The sequence below is a fragment of the Spirosoma harenae genome (assembly GCF_054776975.1).
Genome location: NZ_BAAHBD010000039.1, coordinates 70,071 through 86,400, shown reverse-complemented (window position 1 = coordinate 86,400; position 16,330 = coordinate 70,071). Strand labels below are relative to the sequence as shown.

12 protein-coding genes are annotated in these 16,330 nt (G+C 46.1%); 7 read left to right on the top strand and 5 right to left on the bottom strand.

Annotated elements, in window-relative coordinates; translation table 11 throughout:
• Nucleotides 1-44: 44 nt before the first annotated feature.
• The 4 genes from ACYVE4_RS30260 to ACYVE4_RS30245 all read left to right on the top strand — a co-directional run bounded on the left by ACYVE4_RS30260 (nucleotide 45) and on the right by ACYVE4_RS30245 (nucleotide 3,466).
• Nucleotides 45-1,511: an arginine deiminase family protein gene (locus ACYVE4_RS30260; protein ID WP_461044160.1), complete on the top strand. Its 1,467-nt coding sequence runs from the start codon at nucleotides 45-47 to the stop codon at nucleotides 1,509-1,511.
• A gap of 142 nt (nucleotides 1,512-1,653) precedes the next feature.
• The gene (gene ctlX, locus ACYVE4_RS30255; protein WP_461044159.1) at nucleotides 1,654-2,583 is read left to right on the top strand and encodes a citrulline utilization hydrolase CtlX; all 930 of its coding nucleotides are present in this window, start codon (nucleotides 1,654-1,656) and stop codon (nucleotides 2,581-2,583) included.
• Nucleotides 2,584-2,733: 150 nt separating this feature from the next.
• Entirely contained in the window at nucleotides 2,734-3,201 is a 468-nt protein-coding gene (locus ACYVE4_RS30250; RefSeq protein ID WP_461044158.1) for a MarR family winged helix-turn-helix transcriptional regulator, read from the top strand.
• A 46-nt stretch (nucleotides 3,202-3,247) separates the two neighbouring features.
• Nucleotides 3,248-3,466, top strand: coding sequence for a hypothetical protein (locus tag ACYVE4_RS30245; RefSeq protein ID WP_461044157.1), 219 nt, complete (start codon nucleotides 3,248-3,250; stop codon nucleotides 3,464-3,466).
• 117 nt (nucleotides 3,467-3,583) lie between these two features.
• Here ACYVE4_RS30245 and ACYVE4_RS30240 read toward each other — a convergent pair whose 3' ends face one another.
• A complete protein-coding gene (locus ACYVE4_RS30240) occupies nucleotides 3,584-4,417 on the bottom strand; it encodes a porin family protein (protein ID WP_461044156.1) in 834 nt (277 codons plus the stop codon).
• Between the two features lie 160 nt (nucleotides 4,418-4,577).
• Here ACYVE4_RS30240 and ACYVE4_RS30235 point away from each other — a divergent pair, with 160 nt between their 5' ends.
• Nucleotides 4,578-5,291, top strand: a complete 714-nt coding sequence (locus tag ACYVE4_RS30235; RefSeq protein WP_461044155.1) for an SDR family oxidoreductase — start codon at nucleotides 4,578-4,580, stop codon at nucleotides 5,289-5,291.
• 227 nt (nucleotides 5,292-5,518) lie between these two features.
• Here the strand turns inward: ACYVE4_RS30235 and ACYVE4_RS30230 are convergent, their stop codons facing one another.
• From ACYVE4_RS30230 to ACYVE4_RS30215, 4 genes are all read right to left on the bottom strand, one after another.
• Nucleotides 5,519-7,495 (bottom strand): S8 family peptidase, encoded by a 1,977-nt coding sequence (locus ACYVE4_RS30230; RefSeq protein WP_461044154.1) that lies wholly within the window; start codon nucleotides 7,493-7,495, stop codon nucleotides 5,519-5,521.
• Between the two features lie 125 nt (nucleotides 7,496-7,620).
• Nucleotides 7,621-9,222 (bottom strand): RagB/SusD family nutrient uptake outer membrane protein, encoded by a 1,602-nt coding sequence (locus ACYVE4_RS30225; protein WP_461044153.1) that lies wholly within the window; start codon nucleotides 9,220-9,222, stop codon nucleotides 7,621-7,623.
• A 13-nt stretch (nucleotides 9,223-9,235) separates the two neighbouring features.
• Nucleotides 9,236-12,370 (bottom strand): SusC/RagA family TonB-linked outer membrane protein, encoded by a 3,135-nt coding sequence (locus ACYVE4_RS30220; protein ID WP_461044152.1) that lies wholly within the window; start codon nucleotides 12,368-12,370, stop codon nucleotides 9,236-9,238.
• A gap of 936 nt (nucleotides 12,371-13,306) precedes the next feature.
• The gene (locus tag ACYVE4_RS30215; protein WP_461044151.1) at nucleotides 13,307-14,542 is read right to left on the bottom strand and encodes a nucleoside recognition domain-containing protein; all 1,236 of its coding nucleotides are present in this window, start codon (nucleotides 14,540-14,542) and stop codon (nucleotides 13,307-13,309) included.
• A gap of 155 nt (nucleotides 14,543-14,697) precedes the next feature.
• Here ACYVE4_RS30215 and ACYVE4_RS30210 point away from each other — a divergent pair, with 155 nt between their 5' ends.
• Nucleotides 14,698-15,387, top strand: a complete 690-nt coding sequence (locus ACYVE4_RS30210; protein ID WP_461044150.1) for a M15 family metallopeptidase — start codon at nucleotides 14,698-14,700, stop codon at nucleotides 15,385-15,387.
• Between the two features lie 90 nt (nucleotides 15,388-15,477).
• Nucleotides 15,478-16,281, top strand: coding sequence for a M28 family peptidase (locus ACYVE4_RS30205; protein WP_461044149.1), 804 nt, complete (start codon nucleotides 15,478-15,480; stop codon nucleotides 16,279-16,281).
• The last annotated feature ends 49 nt before the right edge of the window (nucleotides 16,282-16,330 follow it).

The window sequence follows — 16,330 nt, the reverse complement described above, 5'->3', positions numbered from 1 at the left end:
CTTTCGGGAAGTGCAATACACGATCGACAATAATTACTTGACCAATGACCGAAACTAATCAGCAAACAAAAACGCCTGTTGGCCTTCAGGTTTCATCCGAAATTGGCACCCTTAAACGATTATTGATCCATAGCCCCGACCGCGGATTGGGCAAGGTTGTTCCGTCTAAAGCACAGGACTGGCTCTTCGAAGATATTGTGCATCTGGACATGATGCGCCGGGATGAGTACGATTACTACGTTAAATTGCTGCTCTATTTTCTGGACCCCGACAAGGTGCGCGGGAAAATTAATGCGCTCGCTCCGGGCTCGGATCGGGGCTTTTTCAAACCCGACCATACCGACTATTTTAAGTCTGATAAAGTTATTGATATTCAGTCGCTACTGGTCGATATTCTGGCCGATGAAACCATACGTACGCAGTTAATTGCGGCTATTTGCGGAATCGAACGAACCTCGTTCCGAACGCAGCAACAACTAAATGAATATGATCCGGCTGAATTGGCGAAAATCATGATTTCGGGCTCGTTGCCAGATTATACCATGCTGTTTGCACCCCTGCCTAATTTTATTTTTACGCGCGACATTGGTATTGTTATCAACGATCATATCCTGCTCAACAAACCGGCAAAACTGGCCCGTACTCGTGAAGCGTTGTTAACCCAATATATCTTTTTTAATCACCCGCTTTTCGCTGATTACAGAGATAAAATCATTGAAATACCGGATAATGAGCACGCATTTTTATTGTTGGATTCCGACACAAATCGGGATATAACCCGCTCAACACTGGAAGGTGGTGATGTGATGATGATTTCTAAACGTCATCTGCTCATTGGCGTCAGCGAACGAACCACTTTATACGCGGCTCAGCAGGTCATACGGATTGTATTTGCCAAAAATCTGGTCGATACCGTCACGGTGATCAAGATCCCGAAAAAGCGGGATTACATGCACATCGACACGATTTTTACTCAGGTAAAACGCAATGTATGGGTACTTTTGGGTGCTTTGGCCCGCACAGGCGACGAAGCCAAAAAACGCGATGTCATCCATTTTTTCGCTCCTACCGACGTATCCGAAGATTTGAAAATACTACAGTTTATCAAAGGTCTGGAACACAAACCCATCGAAATTGAAAACCTCGAAGATCTGCTGACTGACATCAGTAAAAACGACCTCGGCGCTACTGAACCCATACAATTTATTTATTCAGGCAATAACGAATTCCCGTTCGGCGCTCGTGAACAATGGACTGATTCGTGTAATCTGCTGGCACTAAAAGATGGCGTTGTGATTGGATACGACCGAAATGAAAAGACCGCTGAAGCTTTTCGAACGGCTGGTTTTGAGGTAATTGGTGTGGCTAAGCTACTCGACCGTTTCGAAAGGGGAGAATCGTCGCCCGAAACCATTGAAAATACGTTTATTATGCTTCCTTCTGCGGAGTTGAGCCGGGCGCGGGGTGGATCGCACTGTATGAGTTTGCCATTGTTACGGGAAGATGTGTAAAGGGTTCGATTGGGGATTGGTAATGCATTCGTAAAGCCAAATCCATTGAACAAATAGCCGGATTGTATTAACTTGCTCCCAGAAAATAGTACGTTGCCAAGCTGTATCGGCAACAAATTGACTTACAAACGAATACTAATTCATGCAATCACAGGCTACTTCCCGCGTCTTGATGATCCGTCCGGTTCAGTTTGGTTTTAATACCGAAACAGCCGCGACGAATGCATTTCAGGATCACAACGCAGCATCGAAACCCAAAGAGACTGTCCAGGAAGATGCACAGCGTGAATTCGATGAAATGACAAAGCAATTGCAGGCAATGGGTGTCGATATCATGATCTATGAAGACACCGCTGATCCTTATACGCCAGACTCAATTTTTCCGAACAATTGGGTGTCGTTTCATGCGAGTGGTACGGTTGTACTCTATCCTATGCAGGCTGAAAATCGTCGTCTCGAACGTCGGCAGGATATTATTGATGATCTGGCAAAGCGCTTTCACGTAGCCCGTGTGATTGACCTTACGCCCTTTGAAAACGAAGGAAAGTTCCTGGAAGGGACAGGAAGTCTTGTTCTTGATCGTATGAACCGCGTAGCTTTTGCCAGTTTGTCGCCCCGAACACATCCTGATGTGGTGGCTGAATTTGGCCGTCAGACGGGCTATCGGACTGTGTCGTTCAAGGCGGCTGATGCCAATGGACAAGCCATCTACCACACCAATGTAGTGATGTGTATTGCCGATCAGTTTGCGGTTGTATGCCTTTCCGCCATCAGCGACCCCGACGAGCGACTCATGATTCGTCAGGAATTGGAAAAGCTAGGCAAACGAGTCATCGACATTTCGCTGGATCAAATGGCCAAGTTTGCCGGAAACATGTTGATGGTTAAATCCAAAAAAGGACAAAAACTGCTAGTGATGTCGACTCGCGCGTTTGAATCACTCACACCCAAACAAATTGACCAGTTAGACGATTACGCTAGCCTTGTCCACTTCAATTTGTCAACTATTGAAAGTAATGGCGGTGGCTCAGCCCGCTGCATGATGACCGAAGTGCATCTTCCGAGAAAGTAGGTAAGCATAAGGCAGCGGGGTAAGGGCATGGGGTACTAAGCAACTTTACCCCCCGCCCTTATCCCGCTGCCTTATGCAAATTTTTAAATTTTTGTTTGCACATACAAATATCATTTATACCTTTGTATCCATCTTACGGTAATCAAATCAATGGATAACGTAGCAACAATTGTAGCAGCTCAAACCGATAAGTCAACATCGCGGTATAGTGCCTGTCTGCTTTTCTCAGCCAATGCGTTGTCGCGGGCCATTACGGCAATTGGCGATGAAGAATTTGGCCGATTTGGATTGTGTTACTCGCATGCATACATGTTGTGTGAAGTTGTCGCTCAGCCCGGTGTTACACCATCAGAATTGAGCGAAACCCTCTGCCTGACGCCATCGACCATTACGCGTTTGGTAGAGAAACTGGAACAGAAACGACTCGTTCGTAGAGAGTCAGAAGGAAAGAAGACCCTGATTTACCCAACTGCCGAAGGAGAAGCCATACAACCGGAAATATCGGACGCATGGGATCGGGTAGGAATGCGGTATTCGCAGGTAATTGGCGAGGCTAATGTTTGTCAGCTAACGCAGCAGATATTCAAAGCTGCCAAAGCCTTAGGCGGAGGAGATTAAAAATTTAGTTAAAAATTTGTTTGCACATACAATAAAATTAAGCACCATGAAAACCAACGACGCAACCATAGGACTAGTAGCTGGTAAAGCAACCAACACCACCAAAGATATTTGCCGCTCGTTGGCTGAAAAGGGAATTTCGGCCATTGTCGTGCAAAAGGAAGTAAGTACTGAAGCCGATGAGTCGCTATCAGCAGACTCCCGTAACTGGTCTGGACAACCTGGTAAAGACCTGTTCTTCAATGGCTGGAAGCTGTTGTTTTGATGTATAACAGAAGATGTATGCGGTATGGCGCTTACACCTTCTAACAAAAATGGCGACATCCAATTGGATGCCGCCATTCCAAAAACCCACTCTATGAGAATTTGTCTTCTATTGGTTTTATAGCGGAAAAATATAGCCAAGGGCACCCTGTCCCAGAATTGTCTTGGAATCGGTACTGAAGCCATTATCCGTATCGCCCAGTGAGTAAAGCCCTCGAACTTCAATTGTAAAATGCCCCGGTCCGGCTTTCAACGCTGCGCCAAGACCCGCTGCCGCGCCAAAACCGAAACGTCCTGATAGGTTAGCTATATTTAATTTCTTCCCATCAACACTAGCGCTTAACAGATAAGAGCCATAGGGACCAATGTTTACAAAAAAACGACTGCCTGAATAGCTTCCTGATGAAATTTTAAGAAACAAAGGAACTTCAAGCATATCGCTCGCGCCAGTATAGACATCTGTAGAAAAAAGATCTTTTTCCTTTTGACTATAGCGGCTGTAGTTCACTTCCGGTTGAAACGAAATTGATCCTTTGCCAAAATTGAGAACAAGGCCTCCCGTAAAGCCAACAACAGGATCAACACCCACTGTTTTTTCTAAGTATGTAGGATACGTTACGCCCCCTCGCACGCCAATTCGGAAACCTGAATTAGCGTTTGCCATACGTTCTGGTCCTTGCATAGGTTCTCTGCTCATTGATTGATCCCGCGACATTGATGGGGCCGGTTTGTCGGCTGTCGGTTCCTGTACCTGAGGCACACTAGCTACTGGTGCATACCCGGCTCGATTGCTGGTTGGAGCTGATGTGGCAGCAGGAGCTGTTGTCGCCGGTTTTTTAGAAATGCCGTGGTATTGATCATAAAGTTCCTGCTGCCGGTTGGTTCCGGACTGTGCCAGCGACACGCTTACAGATAGGCATGTAAGTAGGAAAACAGAGTAAAGCGAAGTCATCAGGCTCATAATTGGTCCATCGGTTAAGTAAGATTAGTGGCTAAGCTACAAATTTCCGCTATTGCTCTGAGGTAACGGTCAGTTGGTTGAGCATACGGCTCTTTTTTCGCAAACAATTTGGCGCGTAACGAATTTACTAGAATAGGCAAACAAACTGCTTATGAAAACTCACCATCAGCGCACAGCTCTGATTACAGGGGCTAATAAAGGAATTGGTAAAGAAATAGCCCGCCAACTTGCTCAACGTGGTTTTGCGGTATTTATTGGCGCCCGCGACATTGCTAAAGGTCGGGAAGCCTCGGAAGAACTGTGTCAGGCTGGTTACGAATCGACGTTTATTCAGCTTGATGTAACAGACCCGGTCAGCATTCGAACGGCTTGTGGAACGTTTTCACAAAAAGCCGATCATTTGGATGTACTTGTCAATAATGCAGGTATTCTTGAAGATCACGGCGAAACCATTCTGAATCTGAACGTCGAAATGCTCGACCGGACGATCAAGGCAAATGTTACTGGCCCAATCTTAGTTATCCAGGATTTTCTGGAGCATTTACAGAAAAGTCCTTCGGGAGGGCGTATTATTAATGTATCGAGCGGAGCGGGCGCGCTTAACGATATGACGACCTATGCACCAGCGTATAGTATCTCGAAAACAGCGTTGAACGCTGTTACCAGGCAATTTGCGGGGGCGCTTAAAGCAAAAAATATTTCCGTAAACTGTGTCGACCCTGGATGGGTGCGTACGGATATGGGTGGCCTCAATGCTAGTCGTCCTGTCGAAAAAGGGGCCGAAACCATTGTCTGGTTAGCCACCGATGCCCCCCAATCGGAAACGGGAAAATTCTGGCATGATAAACAGGAAGTGGACTGGTGACCGGGATTTTCGGGATTGAGGTGATTGAGCTGATTTTGTTTTTGTGAACGTATTCAAACGATTTTACAAGAGTCACTTTTTTGTCATGCTGAGGAACGAAGCATCTTAAGTTACCCAAACAAACTAGCCAAGAAACCTTAAGATGCTTCGTTTCTCAGCATGACAAAATACTAATTAGCCTCTATTCCCAAAGTTATTTCTTTCTCAAAAAAACAAAATCAGCTCAATCATCTCAATCCCGAAAATCCCGGTTCTGATAGTAGCATCCTTACGGCTTCGTAGGCATTGAGCAGACCACCAGAGCGACTTAGGCTTTTGAACGGTATTTTCTGCGGATTACGGCCTGGCTTTCGAACGAGAATGTCAGGCCGATAGCTGCTTTTCATCAGAATCTCTTTTGTCTGAACTGCCGTTAATTTGGGGAAATAAGAACGTAATAGTGCAGCCACTCCGGCCGTCATAGGTGATGCCATACTGGTTCCTGATAAACTGGCGTAGTGATTATGCGGTAACGTTGAAAGAATGGCGGTTCCCGGAGCGAATAAGTCTACGGTTTGAGGGCCGTAATTGGATGATCGGCTAGGTAAGTCTTCGCCGAGACGCCAGGTACTATTACCAACAACCAGTACATTCTGAGCGATTTGCCCATTTTCGTATTTAGCTGATGGATAGGCGGGTAACGAATCGTAGTTCTCGCCATTGTTGCCAGCCGCATGAACAATCAGTACATCGTGTTCTTCCGCAAATCGGATAGCAGCATCGACCTGGTCTTTAAATGGCGACAGTCGTTTACCAAAACTCATATTAATGACTTTAGCGCCATTCTCAACGGCGTAGCGAATGCCGTTGGCAACATCTTTATCGCGCTCGTCGCCATTGGCCGGAACGACCGATACGGGCATAATCCGAACATTATCAGCTACACCATCCATTCCCCGCCCGTTATCCCGCTTTGCCCCAATAATTCCGGCGACGTGGCTACCATGCATAGCTAATTGTTCGGATCGGCCAATGGTCAGGCGTGGACTGCCATAATAACGCTCTGTTGGATCGGCTGGGTTGTCACCAACGGCTTTGCGCGGATTATAGTCCGGGTTAAAAGCGATGTCGGCTTCGGCACCCATTACTTGTCGGAAGCGGGGCCAATTTTGCCGAATCAGCCGAGCATACGAGCGGAAAGTCCCGTATTGAGTAAGATAGGCATCGGCTACAATCGTGCGGACAGCCATTGCCAACGAATCCGCTCCCAGATTGACCGCGCGAATGGCTGTCGGTGAGGTTACGGTATCGGGTAGTTGAGACTGGATTTGGCTAACGGCCCGCCAAAATTGGGCTGTATCCGCGAAAGCCATGTACTTATAATGATTGATCTTATACCGTTGCAGAAATTGTTTTTTAGCGGATTGGTAGGTGTCGTATTGGCGCTTTTCGGATAGGCTGAGCGTAGCCGGATTGACATTGTCGTATTTTGCTCGAAGGATTAGATAAGTCTGGGTGATTTCGGGCTGGTCGTATTCGTAGGTGGTTCCGTCTTTAGCACCCATAAAATTCCAGCCGTTCAGGTCGTCGGTATAGCCGTTTTTATCGTCATCAATTCCATTATCGGGACTCTCTTTCGGATTGACCCAGATAACATCCCGCAAATCTTCGTGCGCTATATCGACTCCCGAATCCAGAATGCCCACGACAACAGGTACCGATGGACGATTTTTTAATAATTCATAGGCTTTATACAGACTGATTCCGGCTACCGAATCGCTTTTTAAATCAAGGTAAGGCCAGTTTCGTGGAGGCTGATTTAGGTTTGGACGTATCCGAACAAACGCTGTCGCTGCGTTAAACAATTGCCGACGTTCGGGGCAATCATCACGAATAAGTTTCAGCGAAAAATTTTCTCCATTATTGGTGTATATCAGTCGATATAGCCCAATGGCATTGGTGCCACAGGGACTTTGTCCACTTACTTTCTGAATAAACAGTGAATCTCCCATTTGCTCATACTGCATCTTTTCGAGAATAGCTGAGCTAGATCCATTGCCAATCAATAGGGTATCATTTCGAAAGGTTAATTGCACCCGTGTTTCATTCGGCAGTTTTAATAGCCCGTTCCATTTAGTGCCTTGAATAGGCAATTGTGCCTGAACATTTGTAAGAAGAGCGAAAAAGAAGGAAATGAACAGTCCAGAATAGTTGACGAAATGCATACTTGTTTTGATTTACCTTTCCCAAAATACAGTTTATAAACGTAAATGCATGGGGGAATCGATCTAAAAACAAACGGCTCTCAGGATTACCCGAGAGCCGTTTGTCGAAAAAATGGGGGAAGAGATTAGTAACCCGGATTTTGTTTGATCGATGGGTTATTAATGATTTCTTCTGCTGGAATTGGCCATACAAAGCGGAAGTCGCTATAAGGAAGACCAGCCTGTAGTTTAACCACGGTTGCCGGATTGTTGGTATACAATGGAGCAAAGTTGGTAATCGAGATATCGGCTTTAGCAGGAATACCATCGGCTTGCTTATAATCAGCATCCTGAGCCAGGCGGTGAATATCCAACCAACGCATACCTTCAGCAATGAATTCAGGCCGACGCTCGTTGATGATGGCTTTAACCAGATCTTTGTTCGTTGCAAAGCTAGCAGCTGTATATTGGTTAGCGGCTTCCAGTACAGAACGGTTCCGAACGGCGCTGAGCAGAGCTACGGCACGAGCATCAATACCTGTACCTGTACGGGCCAACGCTTCAGCCAGGTTCAACAACACTTCGGCGTGGCGAATAATTGGCGCGTTCTCTGTACGGGTGGTTACGTCTGGGTACTTGCGGGTGAAATTACCGCCTTTACCAGCCGAGCCAGGTGTGTCCGCTGCGATAGCCGAAGCGGCTTTCCGCAAATCGTTTGCTGGGAAGAAAGGCTGATTCCACAGAATTGGACTAATCAACACAATACCCCGGCCCGTTGTGCTAACCGCAGAGTACATCGATGCAGGCGCACCGTTAACCTGTGCGTTATCGACGTCGTTATTTTCAAACGAGAAAATCGACTCGGTATTTGTTTTGTTGGCAGCACCAAAAGCACCCAGAGGACCGCTCGTTAATGCATACGCACCGATTGGGCTGGTGAACGGAGCAGCAGTAGGAACCAGTTTGTTGGCTTCTTTGATGACTTCCGCCCAGTTGTTCTGGTGCAGGCGAACCCGAGTTTTCAGGGCAATAGCGGCTCCTTTCGTAGCCCGAGTAATTTTCAGGTTACCCGTACGTGTATCGGGCAGTTTTTCCTCGGCATAGTTCAGATCTTCGATGATCTTGTCATAGCATTCCGCTACCGTGTTGCGAGGTTGTTTGATCGCTTCATCAACCGAGCTACCACCTGTAACGGCTGTCGTGCGGTAAGGAACACCGCCACCAGCAGCGGTTGGGTTATCGCTGAACGGACGCGAGAAGTTAACCAGCAGATAGTGGTGACCCAGTGCGCGCAGGAATCGGCATTCCGCTTCGTAGGCATCGATTTGAGCCTGAGTCAGCGTAGCTGAAGGTTGAGCAGTTTTCAACCCTGCGATTACAATGTTTGCCCGGTTGATCATGGCATATGCATTCTGCCAGAAGTAAACGTTGTTGGGCTGGGTTGGATCGTAGTTGTTCTGATACGTGATAGCGTAGAACGTAGCAGCCAGGGCCATATCTTCACCCCGCATATCACCTTGCTCGAGGTGAGCAGCACCGAAGGCATAACCCCGAACGGCACCACCTGCGTAAAAACCTGATTGACCACCGTCGTAAACACCCGCTACAGCGAGGGCAATACGCTCAGGAGTTTGGAAAGCCGTCGTCTCCGAAAGAGCCGTTTGCGGATCCAGATTGTTCACCTCGCAGGACGTCAAAAGGAGCGACCCACCCAGAACAGTTAGTATATATGATTTTTTGAAATTCATGGAATCAATTCGTTTAAAAACCGATGTTTAAGCCAAACGTCATCACCCGCAGTTGCGTGTTGGTATTGTAATCAATACCAGTCTCACTGTTGGTATCACCATTGGCGCTCAGCTCAGGATCAAGACCTTTATACTTGGTGAATGTGAACGCATTCTGAACCTGTGCATAGATACGTACATTGCTCAGCGCAAAAGCACCCTTCGGCAGAACTGTTTTTGGGATGGTATAGCCCAACGAAATGTTCTGGATACGAACAAAGTCGCCATTTTCGACGAAGCGGCTGATGGCGTTACCCGTTTGGTTGATAATACCACTCTTCGACAGGTAAAGCTTCGGAACGTCGGTTACGTCACCTTCTTTCTGCCAACGACCCAGAATCTCTGTGCTGTTGTTGTTGAAATCGTTGTTCAACAGCGTTTCCTGACGAGTTACGTTCATCACTTTATTGCCACCTGAGAACCGAACGAATACTTCCAGATCAAATCCTTTGTAGCTGAACGAATTTGTCAGACCACCGTAGAATGTAGGATTGGTGTTACCCAGGATGAACTTGTCAGCCGTTGGGCTCAGAGCTGCACCCGTGGTATTGGTTAGGCTATTGGGAGCCGATGGATCATAGTACGAATAGTTCGTTGACACAATATCACGCTGAACGATCCGACCATCTGCTTTATAGTACATTGGGTTACCATTGGTTGAGTTAACACCAGCATACTTATAGCCGAAAATAGCACCCACTGATTCGCCCACACGGTTGATGTTGTAGGTGAAAATGATGTCCTGATCAACACCCGCGTTGTCTTTGTTCAGAGCGGTAATCTTGTTGTTCAGCGACGTAAAGTTGGCGCCGATATTCCAGCGGAAGCTATTGCGGTTAACAGCCTCGAACGTAACGGCCGCTTCAAATCCTTTGTTGACCATCGATCCTACGTTTTTGTTGATCGAGTTGTTAGGGATACCCAGCGAACTTGGAGTTGGAGCCGCTAGAATCAGACCGTCGATTTGGTTCTGGAAGTAATCGAAGCTGGCTGTCAACCGGTTGTTAAAGAAGCCCAGGTCAACACCATAATCGTATTTCTTACTGCGCTCCCAACGCAGATCAGGGTTACCGGCCTGGCTGAAGCCAATACCGTTCTGAGAAGCATACTGGGCTGAACCAAATGTACCAACGTATGGGAACGAACCGATATCCGTGTTACCTACTTCGGCGTAGCTGGCGCGCAGTTTCAAATCATTCATAACCCGGCCTACGCTGGAATTCTTATAAAACTCTTCCTGCGAAATCCGGTAGCCCAACGATCCACCTAAGAACGTACCGCGACGGTTGGCAACGGGTAACGAAGAAAGACCATCGTTACGAGCACTGAACGACGCCAGGTATTTGTCCAGGTAGCTATATTGAATCCGTCCGAAGTACGAATCAAATCCGTTTGGCACAAATGTACCGCTCGAGGTCTGGGTAGAATACGATCCAGTGATCAGACCATTTTGTTGGAAGAACAGATCCGAAAAGCCTTGACCACCCGCTGTGAACGACGACGTATTCGTCTTCTGGAACTCTGTACCTAACGTCAGGTTGATGTTATGACCAGCAAAATCACGGTCGAAATTCAACACGTTCTGCCAGTTCCAACGCAATACTTCACGCGACACCTGGCTAACCAGACCATTGCTACCACGACCATCACCATGACGAGGGTCCCACTTCTGGAAGCTACGAACACCCGTGTAGTCAGCACCGATTTGCGTACGGATGCTTAATCCTTCAATTGGCGTAATCGATACGTAACCTGTTGGCAGAACACGGGTTGTGGTTGCATTAAAGGTGTTGTTGGCAATCACGAACGCAATGTTCGTATAGTTGTTATCGATGTTCCGTGTGTTTGCACCACGACCGAGGATCGAACCATCTGAAGAGATGTTATAGCCCGTTGGCGTCGTTGCATCGTAAACCGGTACGTTCGGGAACAGACGAGCAGCGCCGGTTAAGTTACCCGACAGTGCGCTAGAACCTGTATTCAAACCATTGTTGAGCGTACGAGCTACCTGTACTTTAGCACCAACCGAAATATACTTATTCAGCGCGTGGTCGATGTTGGTCAGGAATGAGAAACGAGTTTGATCGTTTGGCTTGATAGCACCTACCTGTTTGTTGTAGCCCAACGAATAATAGTAAGATGTTTTTTCGCCACCACCTGTTACGCTCAGGTTATAGTTTTGCGATGTACCCGTCCGCAGGATTTCATTCTGCCAATCGGTATTAGTATTGTTGGCATCCATAGCGGCAATGACACCACCCCCTGAATTGGCGCTTTTTTCGTTCGAAATTGCAACGAATTGTTGTGCATCAAGTAAGTCAAGGCGCTTGCTGGCAACTGAAGTACCGCCCTGAACGTCGAGACTAACCTTAACGCCCGAGTTTTTCTTTCCTTTTTTGGTCGTGATCAGGATTACGCCGTTAGCGGCCCGTGAACCATAGATAGCCGTTGCCGCACCATCTTTCAAGATGTCATACGATTCAATATCCTGTGGGTTGATGTCGCCTAATGGGTTAGTTGGCGTAACACCACTTTGGTTACCGGTGATAAGAGGGATACCATCAACAACGATCAGTGGGTTAGAGCCAGACGAAATCGAGTTTGTACCCCGAATCCGAATGACAGGTGCCTGACCCAAAATACCCGATGGTACAGTTACTTGCACCCCGGCAGCCCGTCCAGCTAATTGTTGGTCGAAGCTTGGAGTGGCTAAGTTAGCAATGGCGCTACCATTAACGACCGAGATCGACGAGGTTACTCGTTGCCGTTGTTGCGTACCGTAACCGATGACAACAACTTCGTTCAATTGTTTCGAATCGCCAGCCAGGCTAACATCAACCGTAGAACGATTCCCAATAGCAACTTCCTGCGTGAGGTAGCCAATAAAGCTGAAAACTAACTGGCTGTTGGCAGGAGCAGCGATTCGGTAGTTACCCTGTGCATCCGTAGTAGTACCCCGATTTGCTCCTTTTACTTGTACAGTCACACCCGGTAGGGCTGACCCGTCGTCTGATGAAGTTACGCGTCCACTTACCGAAAGGTCCTGTGCCAGTGCTGGCAGACAGAACACAAGCAGAAGCAGACAGCTTCCCAATAAAATTTTCCGCATTTGTTAGGTAGAAATTAAATTATATTAAAACTATTAAAAATAGGAGAACAAAGTTAATGCATAGAATGCAAATTGCTGTCAACCTTCGAGAAGGTTTTTTTGTAATATTCTAATAAGTCTTAAAACAAGGAGATAAACCCACGAAAGATTTTTTAAAAGGATAGCTTATTGTACATACCTGGAGGATAGAAAAACCTGCTACTCGCTCTTTCCTAGGTAAGTCGCTTCATTGATGGGTAATCAAAATGGTGTAAGTCGCCATAAACCAGATGTTTAATCAGAAATTGAGCGCAGTACTGTGATAAGTCTAGAGTCCATATTGAGTTTATCTACTTAATAAAGTTTAATGAATTTTATTGTTTTTTATCTCGAATCTGTTTACGATAATAAATAGATTATAATCTATAAATTGGTATATTATTATAAAATCGGTATAAAATTTTAATAAAAGAAATAATGTAGAAATTATTTATTGACAGCTAATTGTTGGATAATATTGAGAAAACTACTTATAGAATAACGTCTGATCTTGTCGCCCGATTAGCTTTGTCTGATCTATATAGATAATGCATTAGTGATCTTATCCGGAGGAAGGGTATCGTTAATTTAGGAAGGATAATCGTTGAATAGGCCACCTGATTCGACTGTAAAATGGGGATTAAAACCGAATTAAAATTAAATAATTCCTTGAACGTATAGACCTTTATAACTGCCCGATGACGTGAGCTGATCCATTAAAAATGTATATGTAAATATATGGTCTTAGTGTATTTACTTGGAGTCTTTTTTAGAGTTTTAAGTATAAAAAATATGGATTCGGTGACTTTAATGCTGAGACATGACTTGATAGAAAGATAAATTGGTTAGGTTTCATCGAACGAATACTTGTTGATGAATCCTAACCAAAAATAGAAGCCGATCGGTGGTCTTGATGACTCAATGAAAAAAGAAATAGCCAAGCGCAATGCCTGCAATAACTCCGACGAGATCGGCAAATAATCCGTACGGGATGGCATGGCGTGAATTCCGAATTCCCACCGAGCCGAAATACAGGGCTACAATGTAGAATGTGGTATCGGCTGACCCCTGAAAGATGCAGACCAACCGACCCACAAAGGAATCGGGGCCAAATTGCTTCATCGCATCGATCATTAGGGCCCGGGCTCCGGCTCCACTCAGTGGTTTCATGAGCGCAACTGGAAGCGCATCGGTGAAATCAGTGTTGATGCCGGTCAGGGCAAACAGGTATTTCAATCCACCGACCAGATAATCCATAGCACCCGCGTTTCGGAAGGCACCAATCGCGACGAGCATGCCAACCAGATACGGAATAATTTTTACGGTGGTCTCAAAACCACCCTTAGCGCCTTCGATGAACGTCTCGAAAATTGGTACCTTTTTGACAAGCGCACCTCCCAAAAATGACACCACGATACTTAATAGAATTACATTGCCAAAGACCTTCGAAAACGTTTCGATCTCTTCTTTCGATCTTCCCGACAACGCCCACAGCGCCAGCCCAATTAAGGCCGTAATTCCACCCAGCCAGCCGATCACTGTGCTATTCAGCAGATTAATCCGTTGTTTTATGCCGACGGCTACCAAGGCAACTACGGTGGTTACGTAAGTGCCAATGACGCAGGGAATAAATACGTCGGAGGGGTCGGTAGCGCCCAGAATAGCCCGTTGCGCCATAATGCTGAGCGGAATGATCTGGAGTCCAGACGTATGCAAGACCAGAAACATGATCTGAGCATTGGAAGCGGTGTCTTTGTTCGGATTGAGTTCCTGCAAACTTGCCATCGCTTTTAGCCCGAATGGAGTAGCCGCATTATCTAATCCAATCATATTGGCCGAGAAATTCATGATCATCTGCCCATTAGCTGGGTGATTTTTAGGGACTTCTGGAAATAGTTTGTGGAAAAATGGGCCGATAATCCGGGCCATAAAATTGATAGCACCAGCTTTTTCCCCAATGTTAAGTAGCCCAAGGAAAAAGGTCATGACGCCCGCTAATGGCAACGCAATGTCCATGACAGCAACCTTTGATGAATCGAATAAACCTTCGACGATGATTTTGAAAATCTCCGTATCGCCCAGAAAAATCAGCTTAGCCAGCGCGACTAGAAATGCAATAACAAAGAAAGCAACCCAGATGTAGTTAAGTGCCATCGGTTAAAATGAGCGAAATCGGACCGCCAAAGCGGAGTGAATGAGTGATAGAGCGAATCATCTTGAGAGGCCTGACTGCTCCAGCAGGAATGAATTGAAATGATGTAAGTTTACGGCTTCTTACAACACAAACCAACTCTGACGTTAACGAACGAATGAATAAGTTCAATTTAATAGTAACCGTTTTACTTTCACTCATTCACTCATTCACACTTTCGCTCATGGCCAACGGCCAGGCTTCTGAGTCGGCCATGATTAAGCAGGGATTGGTAGATATTCAGGAAATTGATCCGACTATTCTGGTAGAGTTGAAGTACTCAACAACGGATAATTTCGTGGGAAAGGACGTATATGGTGAACTTACAAAAGCATATATGCAGCCTATGGCGGCCCATAAACTCGCAGACGCCAGTAACTACCTGCAGCAGCATCACTCCAATTTAAGATTACTCGTCTACGATGCTGCTCGACCCCGATCCGCCCAGTGGAATCTTTGGAATGCCTTGCCTAAACTATCCGAGCGGGAACGTCGAAAATACGTAGCCGATCCGCGCGAGGGGTCAATTCACAACTATGGCTGCGCTGTTGATTTAACTGTTGCAACGAAAGATGGGAAGCCACTGGATATGGGTACGAAATACGATTTCTTCGGTGAACTGGCCTATCCGTCCCGTGAAGACGACTTATTAAAAGCCGGCAAACTGACCCAGCAACAAATCGATAATCGTAAGATTCTCCGAACGGCAATGCGAGCAGGTGGATTTTCGTCTATTGAATACGAATGGTGGCACTTCAACGCAATCTCACGAGCAAAAGCAAAAATGGTGTTTCGGATTGTTGAGTAAATAAATCTTTCCGCGAAAGTGACGAGACGCTTATATCCATATCTTATTGAGTGATGGCTATATTGTTTTTGGCTGGATACCCGAATGCATTTGTCTTGTCTTAGAATTGTTTACGTACTTAGTTTTACTGCTCTATATACGCACGAAGTAGCTCGTGCTCAATCGGCTATCTCACAGGTTTCTGTTTCGGCATCGCTACTAAAACGGCATGTTTATATATTGGCTTCAGATAGTTTACGAGGACGCCAAACGGGCACGAAAGGGCAGAAGGATGCCGCACTTTATTGCACGAAAATTTTTAGGCAAAATCATTTACTCGCTGCTTTTCGTCTCGACTCTACCCGAGGTACTTTTCGGCAGACATTTCCCTTTGCAATCACTGAAGTGGCTACGTTTGGTACCATGCGGGCTATCACCGGATCTTCTACCTATAAACGGTACGAACTTGCTCCCTTACCGGTTACGGCCAAAGACAGCACCCAATTATTCTTTGGCGATAATATTGGTGGGCTAATTATGGGGACTGATCTAAAAAAGGAATTAATCGTTATATCCGCTCATTATGACCATTTGGGACGATCTGGCGGTCGTACGTTTCATGGGGCCGACGATAACTCATCGGGTACGTCTACGGTTCTGGGCATATCAGCAACATTCGATAGTTTAGCCCAACTGGGCATCAGGCCGCACAGAAGTATTTTATTCGCTCTTTTTTCGGGTGAAGAAGACGGACTTTTGGGCTCCGAATTCTTTGTCCAGAACAGCCCAATTTCATTAAAACAGTTCGTTTGCAACCTGAATGTAGATATGGTTGGTCGTGTCGATGAAGAACACAGAAAAAAGCCTAACTATTGCTATCTATTAACGGATAAACAGGGCGTTGAGCTTAAATGAACAGCTGAGATCGCTAATCAACAATCGGTCAATCTAGCCTTAAATCAGG

Coding starts and splice junctions, on each gene's coding strand:
- ACYVE4_RS30260 (WP_461044160.1), top strand. CDS start 45: ATGACCGAAACTAATCAGCAAACAAAAACGCCTGTTGGCCTTCAGGTT.
- ctlX (WP_461044159.1), top strand. CDS start 1,654: ATGCAATCACAGGCTACTTCCCGCGTCTTGATGATCCGTCCGGTTCAG.
- ACYVE4_RS30250 (WP_461044158.1), top strand. CDS start 2,734: ATGGATAACGTAGCAACAATTGTAGCAGCTCAAACCGATAAGTCAACA.
- ACYVE4_RS30245 (WP_461044157.1), top strand. CDS start 3,248: ATGAAAACCAACGACGCAACCATAGGACTAGTAGCTGGTAAAGCAACC.
- ACYVE4_RS30240 (WP_461044156.1), bottom strand. CDS start 4,417: ATGACTTCGCTTTACTCTGTTTTCCTACTTACATGCCTATCTGTAAGC.
- ACYVE4_RS30235 (WP_461044155.1), top strand. CDS start 4,578: ATGAAAACTCACCATCAGCGCACAGCTCTGATTACAGGGGCTAATAAA.
- ACYVE4_RS30230 (WP_461044154.1), bottom strand. CDS start 7,495: ATGCATTTCGTCAACTATTCTGGACTGTTCATTTCCTTCTTTTTCGCT.
- ACYVE4_RS30225 (WP_461044153.1), bottom strand. CDS start 9,222: ATGAATTTCAAAAAATCATATATACTAACTGTTCTGGGTGGGTCGCTC.
- ACYVE4_RS30220 (WP_461044152.1), bottom strand. CDS start 12,370: ATGCGGAAAATTTTATTGGGAAGCTGTCTGCTTCTGCTTGTGTTCTGT.
- ACYVE4_RS30215 (WP_461044151.1), bottom strand. CDS start 14,542: ATGGCACTTAACTACATCTGGGTTGCTTTCTTTGTTATTGCATTTCTA.
- ACYVE4_RS30210 (WP_461044150.1), top strand. CDS start 14,698: ATGAATAAGTTCAATTTAATAGTAACCGTTTTACTTTCACTCATTCAC.